This window comes from Paracoccus sulfuroxidans (assembly GCF_007830335.1).
Taxonomy (GTDB): Bacteria; Pseudomonadota; Alphaproteobacteria; order Rhodobacterales; family Rhodobacteraceae; genus Paracoccus; species Paracoccus sulfuroxidans.
On record NZ_VLKU01000001.1, the window covers coordinates 81,248 to 104,204 of the forward strand.

The following is a 22,957-nucleotide window of genomic DNA, read 5'->3' on the forward strand; positions in this document are numbered from 1 at the left end:
ATGCCCGTCGTAAACACCCTGCAGAAGGACTGCATGTCGAAGAAAGAGGAACAGAAACATGGCGATTATCAATGGTAACGGTGGCAACAACCGTCTGAACGGCACCGCTGTTGGCGACATCATCAACGGGCGCGACGGCAATGACAGCATTTTCGGTCTGGGCGGGAACGACAGCCTTTACGGCGGTGACGACCATGACCTGATCCGCGGCGGCTTCGGCAATGATCGCATCTGGGGCGGTAAGGGCGAAGACCGGCTCTATGGCGATGACGGCAACGACTGGATCATGGACGAAAGCGGCAATGACAGCCTCTGGGGCGGCAACGGCAATGACACGCTGCTGGCCGGTGAGGGCGACGATTACCTGGACGGCGGCAACGGCAATGACTCGATGGTCGGAGGCGAGGGCAACGACATCCTGCACGCAGGCCACGGCCACAACCGCGTGTTGGCGGGCAGCGGCAATGACCGCGTCACCGCGGGCTGGGGCAATGATTTCGTCGTGTCGGGCGAAGGCAACGACCGCGTGACCACCGGCGCAGGCCAGGACACCATTTTCGGGGATGAGGGCGATGACCTGATCCTCGCGCAGGACGGTGCCGACCGCCTGTTCGGTGGCGAGGGCAATGACACCCTGAACGGCGGCGCTGGCAATGACCTGCTGACCGGGGGCGAGGGCGCGGACCGTTTCGTCTTCAACGGCGGCAGCGACCGGATCACCGATTTCGAGAATGGCGACGACCAGATCGACCTCAGCGCTTTCGCGCGCTTCACGAGCTACGCCTCGATCCGCGCGGCGGCCACGCAGGTCGGTAATGACGTGGTCATCGTCGCCAATGGCCACCGGCTTGAGATCGACAACTTCCGCCTCAACCAGATGAGCAACGACGACTTCATCTGGTAAGGCTGGCGGTCAATAGATTCCAGGGCAGGGGCGCGAAGGAAGACTTCGCGCCCTTCGCATTTTTCTGCCACGCACCCCTTGCGAGCGGCCATCGATCCCGCTATCTAGCGCGCACCGGGCGATTAGCTCAGCGGTAGAGCGCTTCGTTCACATCGAAGATGTCAGCGGTTCAAATCCGTTATCGCCCACCATTATTCTCCGCAATTCCGGTTTGCTACGTGATGAAGCTAAGCGCGACACAACGCGCTTGGCGGGTTTGTGAGCCTTGGTTTCCGACATCGGCTATTTCCTAGGGCGCCTCTGCGCACATCTCCCTCAGATAATCACGCCGCCACCCGCCTCGTCGCACGCTCGATCAGGGCGACGCCCGGTTCGATGGCCTCTTCCCGGATCGCGGCGTAACCCATGCGGAAATAGGGGCAGGGCTGTGGCGGCGTCTCATAGAAGACATCGCCGGGCTCGATCAGCACCTCATCCGCCTGCAGGGCGTTCGCAAGCCGCGCGCTGTCCGAGCAATGTGGGGAACGGACCCAGATGCTCGACCCGCCCGAGACCGCCGCTCCCGCGACCTCAAGCGATGTCGCCTTCAGCGCGCTTTCGAGGATCGCGCGCTTGCGGCGCAGTGATTCGCGCAGGCGGACGATATGCGCGTCGTAATGCCCAAGCGCCAGAAAATAGGCGGTGATGCGTTGCAGGTGGCCGGGCGGGTGGCGCAGCATGATCGTGCGCAGCGCGCGCGCCTGGGCGATCAGCGGCGCGGGCGCGACCATGTAGCCGATCCGCAGTCCCGGAAACAGCGATTTCGAGAAGCTGCCGATATAGATCACCCGCTGGGAATCATCGAGTGATTTCAACGCCGGGGCCGGGGGCGCGAGATAGGACATCTCGAAGTCGTAATCGTCTTCGATGATCAGGAAGTCATGGTCCTTGGCGCGCCGCAGAAGGTCGATCCGGCGCTCAAGCGACATCGTGGCTCCGGTCGGGATGTGGTGGCTGGGCGTGGTGATGACCAGCCCCGTGCCTTCGGGCAGCATATCCGGGCTCAACCCGTCGCCATCCACCGGCAGGAAGGTGGTGGGGCTTTGGGCGCGGCGCAGGGTCTCGGCAAAATCGGGGTAGCCCGGCTCTTCGGTGACGGCGAGGCGGTCAATGCGGCCCAGCAGTTCCACCGCCAGAAACAGGGCGTTCTGCGCGCCCATGGTGACCAGAACCTCGTCTGGGCCCGCGTGAATGCCGCGCCGGGGCAGGGTGTTCGAACAGATGTAATCGACCAGCAGCGGATCGTCGGCGCCATAGTGGTCGGCGGCGTGGATGGCGAACTCGCGTGTGCCCAATGCGCGCCGCGCACAGTCCCGCCAGGCGTTATGATCGAACAGATGCGGGTCGACCTGGCCATAGATGAAGGGATAGCGGAAGTCGCGCCAATTCGCGGGCTTGCGGATCACCCGGCGCGGCAGTTTGTGGTCCGAAAGCCAGTCCTCCCAACGGGGCGGCTGGCCCTGCGGCTTGTCCTTCATCGGGCGCAGCCGAGCATGCGGAACGGTCGCGGCGACGGCCACACCCGAGCGTGGAAGCGCCTCAAGATATCCCTGACTTTCCAGCTCATTATAGACCAGAGTTACCGTCAGACGTGAGATCTGCAGCGCCTCTGCCAGCTTGCGTGAGGAGGGCAGTCGCGTCCCCGGCGTGGCGCGGCTTTCAAGGATCGCCCGCACGATGGCAGCGGCCAGTTTGCCCTGCAGGGTCGGCGCCTCTTCCTGACGCAGAAAGATCGATTCAAGCGGGATGCGGCGCATCAAACTGGACCTAAAATGAGTATGAACTGGACATATCCCTTTCATCGAAGTGACGCAATGTTCGGCGGGACCAGTCTTGCGCAAAGCAAGCTCATACACCGTGGGAGGAGAGTTATGGGTTACTTCAACCGGGTATTTACCGGGTCCGTCATCATGGCGATGCTGGCCCTGCCAGTGGCTGCGAAGGAATACCGGGTCGCCGTGGGGGATGGCGCCGGTGGCACGCAGGAAGCATTGGGCAAGGCCTTTGCCGAGGCGCTGGCCAAGGAATCCGGCGGTGAGATGACCGCGAAACTGTTCCTGAACGGCCAGCTGGGCGATGAGCAGGACACCGTGACCGCCGCCGCCACCGGGACGCTGGATTTCTCGATCCTTGCGATCAACAACATCACGCCGTTTTCGCCCAGCGTCGGCACGCTGACGCTGCCCTATGTCATCCTCAGCCAGGACGATGCCGAGAAGCTGACCCAGGGCGAGGTCGGCCAGAAGATGATCGAACAGACCGTCGAGGATGCCGGCGTGCGTATCATCGGCTGGGGCTATTCGGGCTTCCGCGTGCTGACGAACTCGAAGCGTCCGGTCGCGACCGTGGACGATCTGAAGGGTCTGGTGATCCGGGTGCCGAAGAACGACATCATGATCGAGACCTACAAATCCTGGGGCGTGAACCCGACCCCGATGGCTTGGGGCGAGACCTTTGCCGCGCTTCAGCAGAAGGTCGTCGACGGTCAGGACAACCCCTATATGACGATCTATTCGATGAAATTCGATGAGGTCCAGAAGTACATCACCGATCTGCGTTACCTCTTCTCGATCGAGCCGCTGGTGGTCTCGGAAGCGACCTTCTCGAGCCTGAGCGAAGACGAGCAGAAGCAGGTTCTGGCAGCGGGTCAGGCCGCGACCAAAGCCTCCGCCGAATTCCTGCGCGCCGAAGAGGCGAAGATCCGCGAAGAACTGGTCTCGCGCGGGATGGAGATCACCGCGCCCGCCGATGAGGAAAAGCAGTTCATCGAACTGGCGACCACCACCGTCTGGCCGAAATTTTATGACCAAATCGGCGGCAAGGAGCATCTGGACGAGGTGCTGACCAGCCTCGGCCGTCCCCCCGCCAACTAGGTTGCGGCAGGCGTGCGGCCGCACCGCACGCCTTACCCCCGCACATTCGCAATGAACTCGCAGCCCCGCTTATCCGGAGGCCATTCATGACTGCATTCTTCAACTTCCTCGATCGGATCGAGAGCCACATCTGTCGCCTGCTTCTGGCTGGCTTCGTGGTGTTGCTCTTCGTCCAGATCGTGGCCCGCCAGTTCTTCAGCTATTCCTACACCTGGATCGAAGAGCTTTCCGTCATCCTGTTCGTCTGGTTCGCCTATCTGGGCGCAGCCTATGCGGCGCGCATCGCTGCGCATAACCGCGTGACCTTCCATCTGAACGCTTTGCCGCGCAAGACCGCGCGCATCATCGAGGCGATTGGCGACCTCTTCTGGATCGCCTTCAACATCGTGATGGTCTGGCAATGCGTCCAGTTCATCAGCCGGATGAAGCCCTTCGTGAAGGCGCAGACGCTCGGCTGGGAAATGCGCTTCGTCTATCTGCTTCTGCCGATTTCCTTCGCGCTGATGACCGTCCGGATCCTTCAGGTGAACTACATGAAGCTGGTCCAGGGCATCGATCCGCGCGACCCCGATGAGATCAAGACCGAGCTCGTGCTCGATCTCGCCCGCGATGAAGTCGCGGCTTACGAAAAGCAGCAGCAGGATCGCAAAGATGGATAATTATCTCGTAGAAATCCTGTTCGGCAGCTTCTTCTTCCTGCTGCTTCTGGGCGCGCCGATCGTTGTCGGTCTGGGCTGCTCGGCGCTGGCGGCGATGCTCTATCTGGGCGACAACCCGATCAAGATGGTGCAGATGGCCTGGTCCTCGGTCGGGGCTTTCCCGCTGATGGCGCTGCCCTCTTTCATCCTTGCCGGTGCGCTGATGGAGGCCGCAGGCCTTTCGCGCCGCCTGATCGCGGTCGCGGAAAGTCTGGCCGGTCCCTTCACCGGCGGCATGTCGGCGGCGACCATCGTGGCCTGCCTCTTCTTCGGCGCGATCTCGGGCTCTGGCCCGGCGACCACGGCGGCGGTCGGCATGCTGATGATCCCCGCCATGTCGCGCGCCGGTTACGGCAAGGGCTATGCGGCGGCGACCACGGCTGCGGCTGGCGGGCTTGGGATCATCATTCCGCCCTCGATCCCGATGGTCATCTTCGGCATCTCGGCCATGGGCATCGCGCCCGATCCGCAGGCCATCGAAAGCTTCGGCCCGTTCCAGAGCGTCTCGATCTCGAAACTCTTCATCGCGGGCTTCATTCCGGGCTGCATCATGGCCGGTGGTCTGCTGATGATGAACTACATCCGCTGCCGCGCCCGGGGCTTTCACGGTTCGGCCGAGCCGCTGTCGCTGCGCAACTTCCTCTGCGCCTGCTACAAAGGGTTCTGGGCGCTGCTGGCCCCCATCGTGATCCTTGGCGGGATCTATACCGGCGCCTTCACGCCCACCGAGGCCGCCATCGTCGCGATCTTCTACACGCTCTTCGTCGGTGTCGTGATCTACCGCGAGCTGGACGTCAAAGAGGTGGTGAAGTCGCTGGATACCACGACCTGGCTGGCCGGACGTGTGCTGCTGGTGCTCTTCGCCGCGACGATCTTTGGCCGCGTTCTGGTTGAAAACAACATCCCCGGCCTGATCGCAGGCGGTGTTCTGGGCCTTACGACCAACCTCTATGCGATCTGGGCCATCGTCATCGGCATCCTGCTGATCGTCGGCATGTTCATGGAGACGCTGGCCGCCATCATGATCCTGGTCCCGGTGATGCTGCCGGTCGCCTATATGGTTGGCATTGACCCGATTCACTTCGGCATCGTCATGATCTGTACGCTGTCGGTCGGCTTCCAGACCCCGCCACTGGGCGAGAACCTCTTCATCGCCTCGGGCATCTCGGGTGTCTCGATCGAGCGGATCAGCCTGCGCGCCATCCCGTTCGCCATCGCCTCGGTCTGCGCAATTTTCATCATCGCCTGCTTCCCGCAGCTCAGCCTCTGGCTGCCTCGGATGCTGGGCTACTAATCAAAGGAGTTTTCCATGTCTCGCACACTGACCGCACAGGATCTGAAGGACACGTTCGACGCCTTCAACCGCCACGACATCGACGGTGTCATGACCCATTTCGCCGATGATTGCGTCTTCTTCACGGTCGCCGGTGACAATGAATACGGCAACCGGATCGACGGGAAAGAGGCGATTGCCAAAGCCTTCACCAATGTTTGGACGACGATGCCGGACGTGCAATGGGCGGATCATTCGCATTTCATCTCGGAAGACGGGACGCGCGGCGTCAGCCAGTGGACTTTCCGCGCCACCAACCCGGACGGCACCCGGACCGAGGTTCAGGGTGTTGACCTCTTCCGCATCAAGGACGGCAAGCTGGTCGAAAAGCAGGCCATCCGCAAGCAACGTCCGGCCATTCCCGCCAAGTGAGGCTGCCATGAAGGCAATCGAAAAGCGCGCGGGTTCGGTCCCTTTCGACCCGCATTATGACCCCATGACCGCGAGGTCGCTTGGACCGAAAAGCGACTATGCACCGACCTACTGGATCGGGACCGCTGGTCCCGCCCCGGAAGACGACGGCCCGGTCACGGGTGATATGGACGCCGATGTCGTGGTGATCGGTTCGGGTTATACCGGCCTTTCCTGCGCCATCCACCTGGCCAAGATGCATGGCATCAAGGCCGTGGTGCTGGAAGCCAATGGCGTGGCCTATGGCTGCTCGACCCGGAACGGCGGGCAGGCGCAGGTCAGCTCGGGGCGGCTGAAGCGCAGCCAGTGGATCGAGCGTTGGGGCCTCGATGTCGCCAAGGGCATGCATGCCGAGGTCTGCGAGGCCTTCGACCTGTTTCGCGACCTGATCAAGGATCCGAATATCGACTGCGATCCTCAGGACGGCGGGCATTACTACATCGCCCATAAGGCGTCGGTCATGCCGACGCTGGCAAAGGAAGCCGCCCTTCTGCGCGACACCTTTGGCTATGACGCCCGCATGCTCAGCCGCGACGAGCTGCACCAGACCGTTGCCCGCGACATGGAGGCCCATGGCGCCATGTGGGAGGCCGACGGGGTCGGCATCCATGCGGCAAAGCTGGCCTTCGGTTACCTGAAGCTGGCACGCTCGCTGGGGGCGAAGGTCCACACCGACAGCCCGGTCGAAAGCTGGGAATATCGCAACGGCGCCCATCACCTGCGCACGCCGCAGGGCACGGTGCGCGCCAAGCGGGTGGCGGTTGCGACGGCGGCCTATGCACCGCGGGGGCTGAACCCCCGCGTCAAGGACCGGCTGATGCCGATTATGTCGAACAGCGTCGTGACGCGCGTGCTGACCGATGCCGAACTGGCCGAAGTCGGGATCCAGAAGCTCTCGCCGCTGACCGACACCCGGACGCTGCGCCATTATTACCGCCTGCTGCCCGACAATCGGCTGCAGATCGGCTCGCGCGCGGCGATCACCGGCAAGGATGCGGCCAACCCTGCGCATCTGAATGCGCTGAAGGAAGGCATGGCGCGTAAATTCCCCGCGCTGCGGGGGATCGAGCTCGACTACAGCTGGTGGGGATGGGTCGATGTCAGCCATGACATGATGCCCCGCATCACCGGCCTGCCCGATATGCCCGGCGCCTTCTACGCGCTTGGCTATGGCGGAAACGGGGTCATGTATTCCGCGATGGCCGGTCGCCGCATGGCGCAGCTGGTTGCGGGCGAAGCTGTCCCGAACCTGCCGATCTTCAACACCGAACTTCCCCACGAGGGCTGGAAGACGCCGTTCAGACGGCTCGGCCAGTGGGGCCTCTATCACCTTTATCACTACCGCGACGAGCGCAAATAAGGAGCGACGCCGATGAAAATGACCACCGAAGAAGCCTTCGTCAAAGTCCTGCAGATGCATGGGATCGAGCATGCCTTTGGCATCATCGGTTCGGCCATGATGCCGGTCTCGGACCTGTTCCCGAAAGCGGGCATCCAGTTCTGGGACACCGCGCATGAGACGAACGCGGGCCTGATGGCCGACGGGTTCACCCGTTCGACCGGCAAAATGTCGATGATGATCGCGCAGAACGGACCGGGCGTCACCGGCTTCGTGACCCCGGTCAAGACCGCCTACTGGAACCACACGCCGCTGCTGCTGGTGACGCCGCAGGCCGCGAACAAGACCATCGGTCAGGGCGGTTTCCAGGAGATGGAGCAGATGCGCTTGTTTGCAGACAGCGTCTGCTATCAGGAAGAAGTCCGCGATCCCTCGCGTATTCCGGAAGTCCTGAACCGCGTCATCATGCAGGCATGGCGGAACAGCGCGCCTGCGCAGATGAACATCCCGCGCGATATGTGGACGCAGGTGATCGACGTCGATCTGCCGCAGGTCGTGGCGTTTGAACGTCCGGCCGGTGGCGAAGAAGCCGTTGCCGAGGCCGCGAAGCTGCTGTCGGAAGCCAAGTTCCCGGTCATCCTCTCGGGGGCTGGCGTGGTTCTGGCCGGTGCGATCCCGGATCTGACCAAACTGGCCGAGCGTCTGGATGCGCCCGTCGCCTCGAACTACCAGCACAATGACAGCTTCCCCGGCTCGCACCCGCTGGCGGTTGGGCCCTTGGGCTATAACGGTTCGAAAGCGGCGATGGAGCTGATCCAGAAGGCCGATGTCGTGCTGGCTCTCGGCACGCGATTGAACCCGTTCTCGACCCTGCCGGGTTATGGCATCGATTACTGGCCGAAGGATGCGAAAATCATTCAGGTCGACATCAACGCTGACCGGATTGGCCTGACCAAGAAGGTCACCGTCGGCATTCAGGGCGATGCGGGCAAGGTCGCGCGCGGTATTCTCGCCCAGCTTGGCGACAATGCGGGTGACGCTGGCCGCAAGGAACGCAAGGATCTGATCGCCACGACCAAATCGCGTTGGGCGCAGGAACTGTCGAGCCTCAACCATGAAGACGACGATCCGGGCACCGTCTGGAACGAAGAAGCCCGCGAGCGTGACGCGAACCTGATGTCGCCCCGTCAGGCATGGCGCGCGATCATGCAGGCGGTTCCGGCGGACGCGATCGTGTCGTCCGACATCGGCAACAACTGCGCGATCGGTAATGCCTATCCGACTTTCGAGGCGGGCCGCAAATATCTGGCTCCGGGTCTCTTTGGTCCCTGCGGCTATGGCTTCCCGGCGATCCTTGGCGCGAAGATCGGCAACCCCGACACGCCAGTGATCGGCTTTGCGGGTGACGGTGCCTTCGGGATTTCCATGAACGAGATGGTGTCGGTCGGTCGCGAAGACTGGCCCGCGATCACCATGGTCATCTTCCGCAACTATCAGTGGGGCGCGGAAAAGCGGAACACGACGCTCTGGTATGCCAATAACTTCGTCGGGACCGAACTTGACCGCGACACCACCTATGCCGGGATCGCGAAAGCCTGCGGCGTCAATGGCGTGCAGGTCCAGACGCCTGAGGAGCTGACCCATGCCCTTCATGAAGCGATCGAGCGTCAGATGAAGAACAAGGAAACCACCTTCATCGAGGTTTTGCTGAACCAGGAACTCGGCGAGCCCTTCCGCCGCGACGCGATGAAGAAGCCGGTGCCGGTCGCTGGCATCGACAAGGCCGACATGCGCCCGCAGCAGGGCGCGGTCTAAGGCCTCGGCGCGGTCCGGCGATCTCCCATCCCTGTCGCCGGGCCGCTTCGTCTATCAGGAGCAAGTCATGACCACCAATCCCGTCGCGCGCCTTTTCGGCGTTCCGGCGCTGAGCCCGCTGTTTCCGGGCTTCGCCGTTTCCGTCCTTGTCGCCGCTACCGCGCAATTCCTGTCCGAACATTATGGCGCGCCCGCGATGCTGATGGCGCTGCTGTTGGGACTGGCGCTGAACTTCCTGTCTGAACCCGGCACCAAGCCCGCGCCGGGGATCGACTTCACCGCCCGCACCGTGCTGCGCCTTGGCGTCGCCCTGCTTGGCGCGCGGATTTCGGTCGATATGCTGGCCGAACTTGGCGGCCCGGCGATTGCGCTCGTGGTCGCGGGCGTGATCCTGACGATCCTCTTTGCGCTGATCGCCACGCGCTTTGTCGGGCGGAGCTGGCGTTTCGCACTGCTGACCGGCGGATCGGTCGCGATCTGCGGCGCGTCGGCTGCGATGGCGATTGCCGCCGTCCTGCCGAAACATGAAAAATCCGAACGCGATCTCGTCTTCACCGTCCTTTCCGTCACGGTCCTTTCGACCATCGCGATGGTGGTCTATCCGATGCTGTCCGACGCCTTCGGCTTCAGCGCGCGCGATAGCGGCGTCTTCCTTGGCGGCACTATTCATGACGTGGCCCAAGTGGTCGGCGCAGGCTTTTCGATCAGCCCCGAAACCGGCGAGACTGCGACGCTGGTGAAGCTGATCCGTGTCTCCATGCTCGCACCCGTCGTCCTGTGCTTCTCCATCATCATCCGCCAGCGCGGGCTGAGTGATGAGGTTGCCGGGAAAAAGCCCCCGCTGCTGCCAAGCTTCGTCGTGGGCTTCCTGATCCTTGCGGCGCTGAATTCTTTCGGGCTGATCCCCAAGATGGTCGCCGATTGGGCAGGTGATATCAGCCGCTGGGCGCTGCTGATCGCGATTGCGGCGGTGGGCATCAAGACCTCGCTCAAGCGCATGCTTGAGGTCGGGCCGGGCGCGATTGCGCTGCTGGTCGCGGAAACCGTCTTCCTCGGTGTCTTCATCGTCACCGGCATTCATCTTCTGGGGTGATCCATGAAACCGCTTGAACGCATCTTTGAGACTGCCCGCGCGACACCCCGCCACATCATCCTGCCCGAGGGCGATGATCCCCGTGTTGCCGAGGCTGCCGCCCGCATCACCGATCAAGGGCTTGCCCGCATCAGCCTGATGAACGGACCCGACCTGCCCGGCGTGACCGCGATCCGCCCGGCCGAGGCCCCGGACCTGCCGGAGCTCGCCGAAAGCTGGTACCAGCTGCGCAAGTCGAAAGGCATGACCCCGGATGTGGCGGTGGTCGAGATGCGCGATCCGATCCGTCAGGCGGCGATGCGGGTGCGGTTGGGGCAGGCGGATGGCACCGTCGGCGGCGCGGTCGCGACCACCGCCGATACCGTGCGCGCCGCGCTGCAAGAGATCGGCAAGGCCCCGAATGCGGGCATTGTCTCCAGCTTCTTCCTGATGCTCGCCTGCGAGAAAACCTCGCCCGTCAAGGGCGGCATGCTGTTTGCCGATTGCGGGCTGGTGATCGACCCGAACGCGCAGGAACTGGCGGCCATCGCGCGCTCGACCGCCGACAGCTGCCGCAGGGTGCTGGGCGAAGAGCCGCGGGTGGCGCTGCTCAGCTTCTCGACCGCAGGCTCGGCCGAGCATCACTCTCTGGCCAAGATTCGCGAGGCGCTGGAGCTGATCCGCGCCGCCGAGCCCGATCTGGAAGTGGACGGAGAACTGCAGTTCGATGCCGCGCTCGACGATGCGATCCGCGCCAAGAAAGCGCCGGGCAGTCGGCTGACCGGGCGACCGAATGTCTTCATCTTCCCCGACCTCGCCTCGGGCAATATCGGCTACAAGATCGCCCAACGCCTCGGAGGGCTTTCCGCCATCGGCCCGATTTTGCAGGGGCTGGCGAAGCCCGCGAACGACCTGTCGCGGGGCTGCAATGTCGACGACATCGTCGCCGCCACCGCCATCACCGCGCTGCAGGTGGGCGCGTAACGCGCGCCCCGGCGGGAACAACCGCTGCCCGGCGCCCGTTGAACCACAACAATCACGATCAACCCAGGGAAAGAGAATGTCATGAAGGACACATCCAGTACTCAGATCTCGGATGACCTGCCCGACACGCAGGACCAGCCGGGGGCCTCGCGTCGCCGCTTTCTGAAAACCACCGGCTTGTCGGCCCTGGGTGCGATGCTGGGGATGACCGTCCCGTTCGAGCGCCATCTACCCTCGGGGCTTGTTCCCGTGGCGCTGGCGCAGGACACCGGGATTGACCTCATGTCGGGCAAGGACGGGCTCACGATGCTGGGCGACCGGCCGCTGAACGCCGAGACGCCGCCGCATCTCTTGGATGATGACGTCACGCCCTACAAGCACCTGTTCGTGCGGATGAACGGACTTGTGCCGCAGACGGCGCTCGACGCCAATGCCGAGGGCTGGACGCTGACCATCGACGGTGAGGTCGACAACCCTCTGACCCTGACGCTTGAGGATCTGAAGTCGAAATTCGAGAACGTGACCAGCCGTCTGGTCATCGAATGCGGCGGCAACGGGCGGGCGTTTTTCCAGCCCGGCACCTCGGGCAACCAATGGACGCTCGGCGCCATCGGCTGCCCCGAATGGACCGGCGTGCGGCTGGCGGATGTGCTGAAAGAGGCGGGCGTCAAACCCTCGGCCGTCTACACCGGGCATTATGGCAATGACGTCCATCTGTCGGGGGAAGAGGGCAAGGACGTGATCTCTCGCGGTGTGCCGATCGAGAAGGCCATGGAGTCTGATGCGATCATCGCCTGGGCGATGAACGGCGAGGATCTGCCTGCGCTTCACGGCTTCCCGCTGCGGCTGATCGTGCCGGGCTATCCGGCCTCGGTGTCGCAGAAATACCTCAACCGCATCTGGATCCGCGACAAGGAACATGACGGCGCGAAGATGACCGGCGATTCCTATCGCCTGCCAGCCTATCCGGTCGCGCCCGGTACCGAAGTTCCCGAAGAGGACATGGTCATCCTGACCGAAATGCCGATCAAATCGATCATCACCTTCCCTCAGACCGGGGCCAGTGTGAAGGCCGAGGCGGCGACCGAAGTGCGCGGCCATGCCTGGTGCGGCAAGGGCGATGTCGCGGCGGTCCATATCTCGACCGATTTCGGCCAGACCTGGCAGGAGGCGAAGCTGGAACCCGCGCCGAACCGCTTCTCGTGGCAGCGCTGGCGGGCCGAGGTGGTGCTGCCCCAGCATGGCTATTACGAGGTCTGGGCCCGCGCGGTCGATCAGGATGGCATCAGCCAGCCGCCGGTCTCTCCGACGTGGAACCCGCAGGGATATGCCAACAATATCCAGCACCGCATTGCGCTGGTCGCCGAAGCCTGAGCCTGTGCCGCCCGCGCGTCCCTGCGCGGGCCCACGCTTGAAACGCAGGAGAGGTTACATGTCCCGCATATTCTCACGCGCCCTTGCAGGCGTCGCCGCGCTGACACTCGCGACCGGGTTTGCGCTGGCCAATACCCAACTTGATCCGATGCAGGCGCTGGCCGGGCGTCCCGCCGCTGGCAATGTCATGGACCCGATGACCACGCTGACCGCGACCGCCAAGCCCGAGGCCGAGACCACAGCCAACCCCGAATTCGACGGGCTGCCGGATGGACCGGGCGCGGAAGAGACCTATTATCAATGTGTTGCCTGCCATTCGACCGGCATCATCATGCAACAGCGCGTCACCGACCAGCGTTGGGATGAGCTGTGGGTCTGGATGGTCGACAAGCAGGGCATGGTCGAGCCTGACGCCGAAACCAAGGCCGTGATCCTGGCCTATCTGAAGCAGAACTTCTCGTCCGAGCGCTAGGCGCGGTCGCCCGAACTTCGCAAGACCTGCACCCGATGGCTTTCTTTGGCCTTCGGATGCAGGTAGTTGGCGATATCGGATCGGGCGACAGGGCAGGAACGACGGTGCAGGACTATCCGGATCTCTACCTGCTGCGGCACGGGCAGACCGCCTGGAACCGCGAGGGCAGGCTGCAGGGGCTTCTGGATTCCGAGCTGACCGCGCTTGGCCGCCAGCAGGCCCGCCGTCAGGCGAGGCTGCTTCAGCGCCTGCCGCAGGGCGTGCGCCGCTACTCAAGCCCGCTGGGCCGGGCCGAGGAAACCGCGCGGATTGTCTTTGGGGATGACGCCTTCGGGCGCGATGCGCGACTGCAGGAAATCGACATCGGCAGCTTCACCGGCCAGCTGGAGGCGGATCTGAAATCCGCCCATCCGGCGGTGTTTGCGGGGGCTGAGCTTGACTGGTACGACCGCGCGCCGGGGGGCGAGCATTTCGCTGGGCTCAGGTCCCGTGCCCAGTCGTTCCTTGATGGGCTCGACGGTCCAGCGATCATCGTGACGCATGGGATCGCGCTGCGCATGCTGCGGCTGATTGCGATGGGGTCGCCGGATGACCAGCTGGCCCGGATGCCGGTGCTTCAGGGCGCAGTCCATATCGTCAGGGGCGGGCGGCACCAGATCCTTTACTGACGCCGCAGGCCCCGGCGTTTACATGAAGCCCAGTTCCAGACGGGCCTCGTCCGACATCATGTCCATGCCCCATTGCGGGTGGAAGGTCATTTCGACATCGACCTGCTTGATGCCCGGCACGGCCTCGACCGCATCGGCCACCCAGCCCGGCATCTCGCCCGCCACGGGGCAGCCCGGGGCGGTCAGGGTCATGACCACGCGCACGGCATTCTCATCCGAGATCTCGATCGTGTAGATCAGCCCCAGATCATAGATATTCACTGGAATTTCAGGGTCATAGACCGTCTTGCAGGCCTCGACCACATTGTCATACATCGGATGATCGGTCGACGACGGCGCAATCAGCGGTGCGCCTTCCATCAGCGGTTCAGCGGTCATAAGCTGTTTGTCCCGGATCGATTGAAATCTGACCGTTTATATAGGCATCCTTGGCCGCCCGGTCCAGAGCGGCGGCACCAGCCAGATCAAACGCCGTGCAGAAATCCGGCTCAGAACTTGAAATCGATCCGGCGCACGATGCCCAGACGGACGGTCGGTTCGCTTTTCGACTGGACCAGAGGCGAGTCCGCCGCATCACCCAGCAGGCGCGAATATTCGATCTCGCCCAGAATTGCCATGTTCTCGGTCAGCGAATAGCGGGCCTCAAGATTGATCGCCGCTGCATAGAAGCCGCCACCCGGTTCATAGGCGGCCATGCCGCTGGCCAGTGATTCGTCCGGGGTCACGCCGAAATAGGTCTCGCTGAAGCTGCCGTCCGAGAATCGCGCTTCGGCGCCTGCGGTCAGCAACAGCCGGTCTGCCGGCGAGAAGCGGTATTGCGCGCCGAATTCGCCGACCAGACCGTCATGCCCGCCAAAGCCCTTGCGCACGGCGACATAGCCCCGCGTCGGACCCTGATCATAGTTCAGTTTTGCACCGACTTCGCCCGCCGCGTCGACATCGTTCATGCCCGCCAGAGCGTTATGATCCGAGGCTTCACGCTTGCCGACATAGCCGAAGGAGGGAACGATCGAGAAACCGTCCGTCGTCTCGCCGCCCGCCGCATCACGGCGCGAGAGCGAGCCGTTGCGCAGGATCAGCCACAGGCTGTTTTCGCTTTCATCCGCGCCCAGATAGGCCGGGCCACGTTCCGCGCCGATGCCCACATCCGCCGACAATTGGTAATTGCCCCAGTCAAGCGACTGGGCATGGACCGGAGCGGCGGCAAGGAACAGAAGTGGAATCAGGCAGCGCATGGGCGGACCCCTCGTTCAAAGGATTGGGGATGCAATGTCCGCATTGTAGCCCCGGGGCAAGCAAAAATCACGCCCGTTCGGCAGATTCCAGAACCTCGAGCGCTTTCAGCCACAGTGCCTCGGCGCGCTGCATGGCTTCGCTGGCCTCGGCGTGTTTGCGACCCCATTTCTCGGCATATTGCGCGTCGTCATAGGTGGCCGGATCGGCCATGATCGCGTCCAGCTTTTCCAGCATCTCGGTCAGCTTGGTGACGCGGTCCTCGGCCTTGCGGGCCTCGGCGCGCAGTTCCAGTATCCGGTCGCGCGAGGGGCGCTTGGCTGCTGCGGGCTTTGCAGGCTCGGCCAACTTGGCGGAGGACGCATCATCGCCGCTGAGCAACAGCTTGCGGTAATCGTCCAGATCTCCCTGCCAGGGCGTGACCGCACCCTGATCGACCAGCCACAGCCGGTCGGCGACCAGGCTCAGCAGATGCATGTCATGGCTGACCAGCACCACCGCGCCGGTGTAGTCGTTCAGCGCCTCGGTCAGCGCCTCGCGGCTTTCGATGTCGAGGTGGTTGGTCGGTTCGTCAAGGACCAGCAGATGCGGGGCGTCGATGGTCGCGAGCAGCAGCGAGAGCCGCGCCTTCTGACCGCCCGAGAGCTGCCCGACCTTCGTTTCGGCCTGTGCCTCCATCAGGCCAAAGCCCGCAAGACGGGCGCGCAGCCGGGCAGGGGTCTCATCCGGGCGCAGACGGCGGACATGGGTCAGCGGCGTCTCGTCCAGCTCCAGCTCATCGACCTGATGCTGGGCGAAATAGCCGACGCGCAGCTTGTTCGAGCGCGTCATCCGTCCCTCCATCGGCTGCAGCCGGTCGGCCAGCAGCTTCGAGAGCGTCGACTTGCCCTGACCGTTGCGGCCCAGAAGGGCGATGCGGTCGTCCTGATCGATGCGCAGGTTCAGCCGGCGCAACACCGCGCGGTCACCATAGCCGACCGTCACCCCGTCCAGCGCCAGAATCGGCGGCGAAAGCTGGTCGGGCTGGGGGAAGGTGAAGCGGTGAAAGCGCGCCTCCTCGGGCGCGGTGATCGGCTCCATCCGTTCCAGCATCTTGACGCGGGCCTGCGCCTGCTTGGCCTTCGAGGCCTTGTAGCGGAAGCGGTCGACGAAGCTTTGCAGATGCGCGCGGCGGGCATCCTGCTTTTTCGCCTCGGCGGTCTGCAGGGCGCGCTTTTCGGCGCGGGTGCGGGCGAAGGTGTCGTAGCCGCCGGTGTAGAGGACCAGCTTGCGGTCCTCGAGATGCAGGATATGGCCGACGGCCCGGTTCAGAAGGTCGCGGTCGTGGCTGATGACGATGACCGTGTGCGGATAGCGCGCCAGATAGCCTTCCAGCCACAGCGCGCCTTCAAGGTCCAGATAGTTCGTCGGTTCGTCCAGCAGCAGCAGGTCCGGCTGCGAAAACAGCACGCCCGCCAGCGCCACGCGCATCCGCCAGCCGCCCGAATAGTCGCGGGTGGGCCGGGCCTGATCCTCGGTCGAGAAGCCAAGGCCGCGCAGGATGGTGGCTGCGCGCGCCTCGGCCGACCAGGCGTCGATATCGGCAAGGCGGGTCTGGATCTCGGCGATGCGGGTGGGGTCGGTCGCGTGGGCGGATTCCTCCAGCAGTGCCGCGCGTTCGGTATCGGCGGCAAGGACGGTGTCCAGCACGCTGATCCCGGTCCCCGGCGCCTCTTGCGCGACACCGCCGACCCGCGACCGGCTGGGCAGGCTGATCGAGCCGCTGTCGATATTGGTCTCGCCCCGGATCAGCCGGAAGAGCGTGGTCTTGCCCGCGCCGTTCGGGCCGACAAGGCCGACCTTGTGGCCATAGGGGATCGTGGCCGAGGCGTTTTCGAACAGCGGCCGTCCGGCGATGGAATAGGATATGTCGTCAATGCGCAGCATGATCGCGCAGTGCCGCATCCTGCGGGCATCGTCAACCGCGTCCTGTCGTTCCGGCGCTGCGACAAGCAAAGTTGACAGAACCCGGCGCGATGGCGAATAGCTGAAGCATGAAAACCATGCCCCACGGACCCCGACACAGCTCTGGCGTTGCGCTTTATTTCGTCTCGGACGCCTATGATCCGGGGCGGCACGGGCTGAACGGGCGGCGGGTGGCGGGCCAGTCCTTCCTGACCGGCTATCTGCGCCATATGGGCGAGGGGCCGTTGACGCTGTGCGTGGACACCGCGCAGGCCGCCCGTGCGGCACGCGAATTTTGCGAAACCGTCAGCCCCGGGCGTGAGCTGCGGATCGTGCCGACCTATAGCCCGCAGATGACGGGGATCGGGACGATGTATTACCCCGCCCTGACGATTGCCGACCGGGCCTGGGCGCGGATGCCGCGCGGCCAGTCGGCCTGGTCGCTGTGCGGCATCACCCATACGACGGCCACGCGCGGCTCGATGGCGCAGATTGCGCAGCTGGGCGTCGCGCCGCTGGAGCCCTGGGATGCGGTGATCTGCACCTCGCGAGCTGTGCAGTCGGGGGTGCAGACGCAGCTTGCGCTGACCGAGGAATATCTGGCCCGCCGCATGCCGGGCGGCGCGCCGCCCCCGCGCCCGATCACCGAGGTGATCCCCTTGGGCATCGACACGGCGGCCTTTGCGCCCGACCCGTCCGAGGGCGCAAAGCTGCGCCAGAAGCTGGGGATCGCCGAGGGTGACGTGCTCTGCATGGTGCTGTCGCGGCTGGTGCCCTGGGGGAAGTTCGATCCGATTCCGCTTTATCTTTCGCTCCAGAAGGCCGCGCAGATGACGGGCAAACGCCTGCATCTGGCGCTGGTCGGGCGTCTGGACGTGGGCGCGCGGGAACGCGATTTCACCGATCCCGCGCGGCTGATGCCCGACGTGACGCTGCATATTCTGGATGGCGCGGATGCCGCCGTGCGCAAGGCCAGCTTTTCGGGCGCGGACATGTTCCTGTTCCCCATCGACAATTTGCAGGAAACCTTCGGCCTTGCCCCCATCGAAGCGATGGCGGCGGGGCTTCCGGTCATTGCGACCGATTGGGACGGGCTGCGCGACACCGTCTCGCCCGAGAGCGGCTTCCTGATCCCCACGGTCACGGGCGACGCCGATCATTCGCGGGTCGAATCCGTCCGCTATCTGATCGGCACGGATACTGAGCTGCATTTTCAGGGGCTCGCGGCCTCGATGACCTCTTATGACACCGGCGCGATGGCCACGCGGATTGCGCAACTGGCCAATGACGACGATCTGCGCCGCAGGATGGGGCGGGCGGCGCAGGCGCATGCGATCTCGACCTTCGACTGGGCGCAGGTGATCCCGCAGATGCAGGACCTTTGGGCGCGGCAGAATGACCTGCGCGCCGCCGTCAGCCGAGAGGACAGCGCCCGCTATGCGCGGCTGGAGGTGCCGGTCCTGCCCTCGGCCTTCGCGACCTTCGCCGCCTGGCCCAGCCAGCGCATCAAGGCGGGCATGCTGCGGGTCGCGGCCACCCCGGCAGAGGGCCGCGCGGGCATCGACGAAATCCTGACCCTGCGCCGCCACCACGAATTCAAGCGCGGGCTCGAGACGGACGAGAGGTTTCACAAGGTGCTGGCCGCGCTGCGGGCCGCGCCGGGGCCGCTGACCTCGGGGCAGCTCGCGAAAAGCCTGAACCTGCCGGTGCTGGCGATCGAGCGGGTGGTGCTGTGGCTGGTCAAATACGACCTCGCGACGCTTGCCTGATCTTTCCAAAACCCCGGCTGCGTGCTAACCGGGCGCGGATTTTCGGGCCATCCGCCCGGAACATGGAAAAAGGACATCCGCCATGGCGACCGAACGCACGCTTTCGATCATCAAACCCGACGCCACCAAGCGCAACCTGACCGGCAAGATCAATGCCAAGTTCGAGGACGCGGGCCTGCGCATCGTCGCGCAAAAGCGCATCCAGCTGACCCTGGCTCAGGCCGGCCAGTTTTATGCCGAGCACAAAGAGCGCCCCTTCTTCGGCGAACTGACCGAGTTCATGGTGTCCGAGCCGGTCGTCGTGCAGGTCCTGGAAGGCGAAGGCGCCATCCTGAAAAACCGCGAAGTCATGGGCGCAACCAACCCGGCCAACGCCGATGAGGGCACCATCCGCAAGGAATTCGCCCTGTCGGTCGGCGAGAACTCGGTCCACGGTTCGGACAGCCCCGAAGCTGCGGCGCGCGAGATTGCCTTCTTCTTCTCGGGCCTCGAACTGGTCGGCTGATCGGTCATCCCTTGAATGGAAAGGGCCGCCCGGTGGGGCGGCCCTTTTTCGTTTCGTCAGCACTCGCGCGGCCTAAAGACGCTTGGCGTTCAACGCAAACTCGATGTCGACGGCAAAGCCCACGGTGGTTTCATCGGCATAGGTCGCGCCCACGCCGAAATCCTGACGGTTCACCGACATCTTGCCATTGGCTTTGGCACTGTCGCCCTCGATGGTCAGGGTGAAGGGCAGCTCGGCATCGACGGTCTTACCCAGAATGGTCAGCGTTCCCTTGGCCAGATGCGGCTGGCCCTCGGCCTCGGGTGGCAGCAGATCCGCCTGGAAGCGCGCTTCGGGGAATTGCGTGGTGTTGAGGAAGTCCGGGCCCTTCGCGGTGTCGCTGACCGAACCCAGCGTCAGAGAGCCGGTGTTGATCGTGACATCGACCTTGCCGGTCTGCGTGTCGGGGTCATAGTCGATATTGGCGTTCCAATCGGCGAACTGGCCGGTGACCGGATTGCCGCCCTGCGTGACCGAGACGCCCAGCGTGCCGTCCTGCACCTGCCAGACCGGCGCGCCGGACGAGGCGGTTTCCTGCGCCGCCTCGGCCGAGGTCGCAGAGGCCGGAGCGGTCACTGCCGGCTGCGAGGCGGCAGGCGTTTCGTCAAACAGCGGATCGGCCTCGCGCGGGGCAAGGGTCGCGGCAACCAGCACGGCTGCCCACAGCAGCACCGCGCCCGCGATGCCCGTCAGCTTGGTGAAGCGGCTGTCCTTCGGAGGCTCCTCAAGGTTGCGGCCATGGGTCATGCGCGCCAGCGTCTGGTCGCGGTCGATGACCAGATGCTTCATCGCACCGCCGACATGCAGCACGATCAGCGCCGCCAGCACCCACCAGCCGATGCCGTGGAAGGCGGCAAAACGCTCGCTGAGGGCGGGGTCCTGCGGCACCGCCGGAAGGCGCTGACCGAAGGGCCAGAGGATGCGGGCAAAGCCTCCCGGGGCCGAGCTGTGCACCAGCCAGCCCGAGAGCGGCATGATGATCATGCCCAGATACAGCGCCCAATGGACCAGATCGGCCACATAGGTCTCGACCCGCCGCTGCGGGTGCAGGGGGCGCGGCTTCGGCTGGGTCAGCATCCAAAGGACGCGCAGCACGCCCAGGATCAGGACCGAGACACCCAGCGTCTTGTGGACCGAGAACGCCTCGAACACCTTCTGCAATTCTTGCGCCTGACTGTCGCGCAGGCTGGCGGCGTAAAGCCCAAGCGCCAGCGAGGTCAGGATCAGCAGCGCGATCAGCCAGTGAAAGCCCTTGGCGACCCAGCCATATCCGCGTTCGTCGTTACCTGCCGACATGTTTACTCCTCAGACATTTTCATCGCCTCGCGCCAGTGCCTGCGGCACAGCGAGACATAGGTTTCATTGCCGCCGATCTGGACCTGCGCGCCGTGATGCAGGACGCGGCCCTTGTCGTCATGGCGTACGACCATGGTGGCTTTGCGGCCGCAAAAGCAGATCGTGCGGACCTCGCGCATGTCATCGGCCAGCGCCAGAAGGGCCGCCGAGCCGGGAAACAGATTGCCCTGAAAATCGACCCGCAACCCATAGCACATCACCGGTTGGCCAAGGTCATCGGCCACCCGCGCCAGTTGCCAGACCTGATCCGAGGTCAGAAACTGCGCCTCATCCACGAAGATGCAGGCGCTGTCGCGGCCAAGCGTGGTGACCAGCGCGAAAAGATCGGTCTCGGGGGTGAAGCCGGTGGCGGGCTCGGAAATGCCGATGCGGCTGGCGATCACGCCCTCGCCGCCGCGATTATCCAGCGCCGCGGTCAGCAGAAGCGTCTGCATGCCGCGTTCGCGATAGTTATAGGACGCCTGCAGCAAAAGCGTGCTCTTGCCGGCGTTCATCGTTGAATAGTGGAAATAAAGCTTGGCCATGCGCGCAGATAGCCTGTCGGGGCAGGGGGCCGCAATCGGCCCCCTGAAAGATCACGCCGGGTTCACGCGCTTTTGGTCGCCCGGCGATGGTTGCGTCAGTGCTGCGCGGCCTTGGGTGCGCGCGACGGACGGCGCGCCGGGCGTTTGCGCGCGGCGGTCTTGCCCGCGCCGCCACCCGGAGCGCCCGCGCGGCCATGACCATTGCCGCCACGTCCGGCGGGCTGGGTCGTGGCCCAGCTGGGCGCTTCGCCTCCCACCACCGGGATCGGCGATTTCATCGCCTTTTCGATGGCGCGCAGCTCGCCCAGCTCGGCCGGGGCGCAGAAGGCGATGGCGCGGCCCTTGCGACCGGCGCGCGCGGTGCGGCCGATGCGGTGGACATAGTTCTCCGGCACGTTCGGCAGGTCATAGTTATAGACATGCGCGACCTCGGGAATATCCAGACCGCGTGCGGCCACATCCGTCGCCACCAGCACCTTGGTTTCGCCCGCCCGGAACGAGGCGAGCGCGCGCTCGCGCTGGCCCTGGCTTTTGTTGCCGTGGATCGCGGCGACCTTGAAGCCCCATTTCTCCAGCACTTTCGACAGCTTTTCCGAGCCATGCTTGGTGCGGCCAAAGACGATCGCCAGTTCCTGCGTGTGCTTGGACATGTATTCGGCCAGCAGCGTGGCCTTGTCGCCCTGCGTCACGAAATGCACGCCCTGCTCGATCTTCTCGGCGGCCTGACCCGGAGGGTTCACGGCCACGCGGACCGGATCGGTCAGGTAGCTGTCGGCGAGTTCCTCCATCAGCTTCGGCATGGTGGCCGAGAAGAGCAGCGTCTGGCGGTCGCGCGACAGCAGTTTCGAGATGCGGCGCAGCGCATGGATGAAGCCGATGTCCAGCATCTGGTCGGCCTCGTCCAGCACCAGATAGGTGGTTTTCGACAGGTCGATGGCCCCGCGCTCGATCAGGTCGATCAGGCGGCCTGGGGTGGCGATCAGCACGTCGACGCCACGCTCCAGCCGCTGCACCTGCACGTTGATCGAGGCACCGCCGACGACGCGGAACTGCCGGATGGCGGTGCCTTCGGCGTAGGAATCGATGTTGTTCGCGATCTGGGTCGCCAGTTCGCGGGTCGGCGCAAGGATCAGCGCGCTGCAGGTGCGCGGCGCAGGCCTGCGGCCGGCCTTCAGCAGACGGGTCAGCATCGGCAGGCCGAAGGCCGCCGTCTTGCCGGTGCCGGTCTGGGCCAGGCCCAGCAGATCACGACCCTCGACAATCGCGGGGATGGATTTTTCCTGAATGGGCGAGGGGGTCTCGATCCCCATGCCGGACAGGTTGATGGCCACGCGCGGGTCGATGCCCATGCGGGTGAAGGGCGTGTCCATGTCGGGGATGGCACGGCGGATGAATTTCTCTTCCGGCTCGGTGTTACGGCGGCGGAAGTTGCTGACCTCTTTGGGGGCGCGCGGGACGCGCGGGCGATCTTCGCCACCAAAGGGCTTGGCGCCACGCGGTTTGCCGGGGCGGCGGGGACGGTTGTTATGTTCAGTCGTCATCATGTCTTTCGGCGCATGCGCCCTCGTATCGGCGCATGGCTGAGGGCCGCGATCAGGCGCGGCG

21 protein-coding genes and 1 tRNA gene are annotated in these 22,957 nt (G+C 64.5%); 15 read left to right on the plus strand and 7 right to left on the minus strand.

Going from position 1 to position 22,957, the window contains the following annotated elements; translation table 11 throughout:
* The first annotated feature begins 58 nt into the window (after positions 1-58).
* Positions 59-904: a calcium-binding protein gene (locus IQ24_RS00405; protein ID WP_145395739.1), complete on the plus strand. Its 846-nt coding sequence runs from the start codon at positions 59-61 to the stop codon at positions 902-904.
* A gap of 116 nt (positions 905-1,020) precedes the next feature.
* A tRNA-Val gene (locus tag IQ24_RS00410) sits at positions 1,021-1,095 on the plus strand.
* A 132-nt stretch (positions 1,096-1,227) separates the two neighbouring features.
* On the opposite strand, the gene pdxR is transcribed toward IQ24_RS00410, so the two are convergent.
* Positions 1,228-2,703 (minus strand): MocR-like pyridoxine biosynthesis transcription factor PdxR, encoded by a 1,476-nt coding sequence (gene pdxR / locus IQ24_RS00415; protein WP_145395740.1) that lies wholly within the window; start codon positions 2,701-2,703, stop codon positions 1,228-1,230.
* Between the two features lie 111 nt (positions 2,704-2,814).
* Between pdxR and IQ24_RS00420 the strand changes: the two genes are divergently transcribed.
* From IQ24_RS00420 to IQ24_RS00470, 11 genes are all read left to right on the plus strand, one after another.
* A complete protein-coding gene (locus IQ24_RS00420) occupies positions 2,815-3,816 on the plus strand; it encodes a TRAP transporter substrate-binding protein (protein WP_145395741.1) in 1,002 nt (333 codons plus the stop codon).
* Positions 3,817-3,902: 86 nt separating this feature from the next.
* Complete coding sequence (locus IQ24_RS00425) at positions 3,903-4,475, plus strand: TRAP transporter small permease (RefSeq protein ID WP_145395742.1); 573 nt, start codon at positions 3,903-3,905, stop codon at positions 4,473-4,475.
* Positions 4,468-5,808 carry a TRAP transporter large permease gene (locus tag IQ24_RS00430; protein ID WP_145395743.1) on the plus strand — a complete coding sequence of 447 codons (1,341 nt, stop codon included), beginning with the start codon at positions 4,468-4,470 and terminating at the stop codon, positions 5,806-5,808. Before IQ24_RS00425 ends, IQ24_RS00430 begins: the two co-directional genes overlap by 8 nt.
* A gap of 15 nt (positions 5,809-5,823) precedes the next feature.
* On the plus strand, positions 5,824-6,219 hold the full coding sequence (locus IQ24_RS00435) for a nuclear transport factor 2 family protein (RefSeq protein ID WP_145395744.1): 396 nt from the start codon (positions 5,824-5,826) through the stop codon (positions 6,217-6,219).
* 7 nt (positions 6,220-6,226) lie between these two features.
* Complete coding sequence (locus IQ24_RS00440) at positions 6,227-7,618, plus strand: NAD(P)/FAD-dependent oxidoreductase (protein WP_145395745.1); 1,392 nt, start codon at positions 6,227-6,229, stop codon at positions 7,616-7,618.
* Between the two features lie 12 nt (positions 7,619-7,630).
* Complete coding sequence (gene xsc / locus IQ24_RS00445; RefSeq protein WP_145395746.1) at positions 7,631-9,412, plus strand: sulfoacetaldehyde acetyltransferase; 1,782 nt, start codon at positions 7,631-7,633, stop codon at positions 9,410-9,412.
* A gap of 67 nt (positions 9,413-9,479) precedes the next feature.
* Positions 9,480-10,505 (plus strand): YeiH family protein, encoded by a 1,026-nt coding sequence (locus tag IQ24_RS00450; RefSeq protein ID WP_145395747.1) that lies wholly within the window; start codon positions 9,480-9,482, stop codon positions 10,503-10,505.
* A 3-nt stretch (positions 10,506-10,508) separates the two neighbouring features.
* Positions 10,509-11,468, plus strand: a complete 960-nt coding sequence (gene pta / locus IQ24_RS00455; RefSeq protein WP_145395748.1) for a phosphate acetyltransferase — start codon at positions 10,509-10,511, stop codon at positions 11,466-11,468.
* Positions 11,469-11,549: 81 nt separating this feature from the next.
* Positions 11,550-12,842, plus strand: a complete 1,293-nt coding sequence (locus IQ24_RS00460) for a sulfite oxidase (protein WP_145395749.1) — start codon at positions 11,550-11,552, stop codon at positions 12,840-12,842.
* Between the two features lie 58 nt (positions 12,843-12,900).
* Positions 12,901-13,314, plus strand: a complete 414-nt coding sequence (locus IQ24_RS20170; RefSeq protein WP_199756447.1) for a cytochrome C-552 — start codon at positions 12,901-12,903, stop codon at positions 13,312-13,314.
* A gap of 104 nt (positions 13,315-13,418) precedes the next feature.
* A complete protein-coding gene (locus IQ24_RS00470) occupies positions 13,419-13,982 on the plus strand; it encodes a histidine phosphatase family protein (protein WP_242007844.1) in 564 nt (187 codons plus the stop codon).
* Between the two features lie 18 nt (positions 13,983-14,000).
* Here IQ24_RS00470 and IQ24_RS00475 read toward each other — a convergent pair whose 3' ends face one another.
* From IQ24_RS00475 to IQ24_RS00485, 3 genes are all read right to left on the minus strand, one after another.
* On the minus strand, positions 14,001-14,360 hold the full coding sequence (locus IQ24_RS00475) for an SUF system Fe-S cluster assembly protein (protein ID WP_145395750.1): 360 nt from the start codon (positions 14,358-14,360) through the stop codon (positions 14,001-14,003).
* A gap of 110 nt (positions 14,361-14,470) precedes the next feature.
* A complete protein-coding gene (locus IQ24_RS00480; protein WP_145395751.1) occupies positions 14,471-15,217 on the minus strand; it encodes a MipA/OmpV family protein in 747 nt (248 codons plus the stop codon).
* A gap of 67 nt (positions 15,218-15,284) precedes the next feature.
* Positions 15,285-17,141, minus strand: coding sequence for an ABC-F family ATP-binding cassette domain-containing protein (locus IQ24_RS00485; protein ID WP_145395752.1), 1,857 nt, complete (start codon positions 17,139-17,141; stop codon positions 15,285-15,287).
* Positions 17,142-17,257: 116 nt separating this feature from the next.
* Between IQ24_RS00485 and IQ24_RS00490 the strand changes: the two genes are divergently transcribed.
* Both IQ24_RS00490 and ndk read left to right on the plus strand, forming a co-directional pair.
* Positions 17,258-18,928, plus strand: coding sequence for a glycosyltransferase family 4 protein (locus tag IQ24_RS00490; RefSeq protein WP_158637458.1), 1,671 nt, complete (start codon positions 17,258-17,260; stop codon positions 18,926-18,928).
* An 82-nt stretch (positions 18,929-19,010) separates the two neighbouring features.
* Positions 19,011-19,433, plus strand: coding sequence for a nucleoside-diphosphate kinase (gene ndk, locus IQ24_RS00495; RefSeq protein WP_134680709.1), 423 nt, complete (start codon positions 19,011-19,013; stop codon positions 19,431-19,433).
* A 72-nt stretch (positions 19,434-19,505) separates the two neighbouring features.
* On the opposite strand, the gene IQ24_RS00500 is transcribed toward ndk, so the two are convergent.
* The 3 genes from IQ24_RS00500 to IQ24_RS00510 all read right to left on the minus strand — a co-directional run bounded on the left by IQ24_RS00500 (position 19,506) and on the right by IQ24_RS00510 (position 22,893).
* On the minus strand, positions 19,506-20,768 hold the full coding sequence (locus IQ24_RS00500) for a cytochrome b/b6 domain-containing protein (RefSeq protein WP_145395754.1): 1,263 nt from the start codon (positions 20,766-20,768) through the stop codon (positions 19,506-19,508).
* A 2-nt stretch (positions 20,769-20,770) separates the two neighbouring features.
* Positions 20,771-21,352, minus strand: a complete 582-nt coding sequence (locus IQ24_RS00505; RefSeq protein ID WP_145395755.1) for a thymidine kinase — start codon at positions 21,350-21,352, stop codon at positions 20,771-20,773.
* 95 nt (positions 21,353-21,447) lie between these two features.
* A complete protein-coding gene (locus tag IQ24_RS00510) occupies positions 21,448-22,893 on the minus strand; it encodes a DEAD/DEAH box helicase (RefSeq protein ID WP_422386240.1) in 1,446 nt (481 codons plus the stop codon).
* Positions 22,894-22,957: the final 64 nt, after the last annotated feature.

Bases quoted from the DNA above. Each gene is read 5' to 3' on its own strand.
- IQ24_RS00405 (WP_145395739.1), top strand. From the start codon at position 59: ATGGCGATTATCAATGGTAACGGTGGCAACAACCGTCTGAACGGCACC.
- IQ24_RS00420 (WP_145395741.1), top strand. From the start codon at position 2,815: ATGGGTTACTTCAACCGGGTATTTACCGGGTCCGTCATCATGGCGATG.
- IQ24_RS00425 (WP_145395742.1), top strand. From the start codon at position 3,903: ATGACTGCATTCTTCAACTTCCTCGATCGGATCGAGAGCCACATCTGT.
- IQ24_RS00430 (WP_145395743.1), top strand. From the start codon at position 4,468: ATGGATAATTATCTCGTAGAAATCCTGTTCGGCAGCTTCTTCTTCCTG.
- IQ24_RS00435 (WP_145395744.1), top strand. From the start codon at position 5,824: ATGTCTCGCACACTGACCGCACAGGATCTGAAGGACACGTTCGACGCC.
- IQ24_RS00440 (WP_145395745.1), top strand. From the start codon at position 6,227: ATGAAGGCAATCGAAAAGCGCGCGGGTTCGGTCCCTTTCGACCCGCAT.
- xsc (WP_145395746.1), top strand. From the start codon at position 7,631: ATGAAAATGACCACCGAAGAAGCCTTCGTCAAAGTCCTGCAGATGCAT.
- IQ24_RS00450 (WP_145395747.1), top strand. From the start codon at position 9,480: ATGACCACCAATCCCGTCGCGCGCCTTTTCGGCGTTCCGGCGCTGAGC.
- pta (WP_145395748.1), top strand. From the start codon at position 10,509: ATGAAACCGCTTGAACGCATCTTTGAGACTGCCCGCGCGACACCCCGC.
- IQ24_RS00460 (WP_145395749.1), top strand. From the start codon at position 11,550: ATGAAGGACACATCCAGTACTCAGATCTCGGATGACCTGCCCGACACG.
- IQ24_RS20170 (WP_199756447.1), top strand. From the start codon at position 12,901: ATGTCCCGCATATTCTCACGCGCCCTTGCAGGCGTCGCCGCGCTGACA.
- IQ24_RS00475 (WP_145395750.1), bottom strand. From the start codon at position 14,360: ATGACCGCTGAACCGCTGATGGAAGGCGCACCGCTGATTGCGCCGTCG.
- IQ24_RS00480 (WP_145395751.1), bottom strand. From the start codon at position 15,217: ATGCGCTGCCTGATTCCACTTCTGTTCCTTGCCGCCGCTCCGGTCCAT.
- IQ24_RS00485 (WP_145395752.1), bottom strand. From the start codon at position 17,141: ATGCTGCGCATTGACGACATATCCTATTCCATCGCCGGACGGCCGCTG.
- IQ24_RS00490 (WP_158637458.1), top strand. From the start codon at position 17,258: ATGCCCCACGGACCCCGACACAGCTCTGGCGTTGCGCTTTATTTCGTC.
- ndk (WP_134680709.1), top strand. From the start codon at position 19,011: ATGGCGACCGAACGCACGCTTTCGATCATCAAACCCGACGCCACCAAG.
- IQ24_RS00500 (WP_145395754.1), bottom strand. From the start codon at position 20,768: ATGTCGGCAGGTAACGACGAACGCGGATATGGCTGGGTCGCCAAGGGC.
- IQ24_RS00505 (WP_145395755.1), bottom strand. From the start codon at position 21,352: ATGGCCAAGCTTTATTTCCACTATTCAACGATGAACGCCGGCAAGAGC.
- IQ24_RS00510 (WP_422386240.1), bottom strand. From the start codon at position 22,893: ATGACGACTGAACATAACAACCGTCCCCGCCGCCCCGGCAAACCGCGT.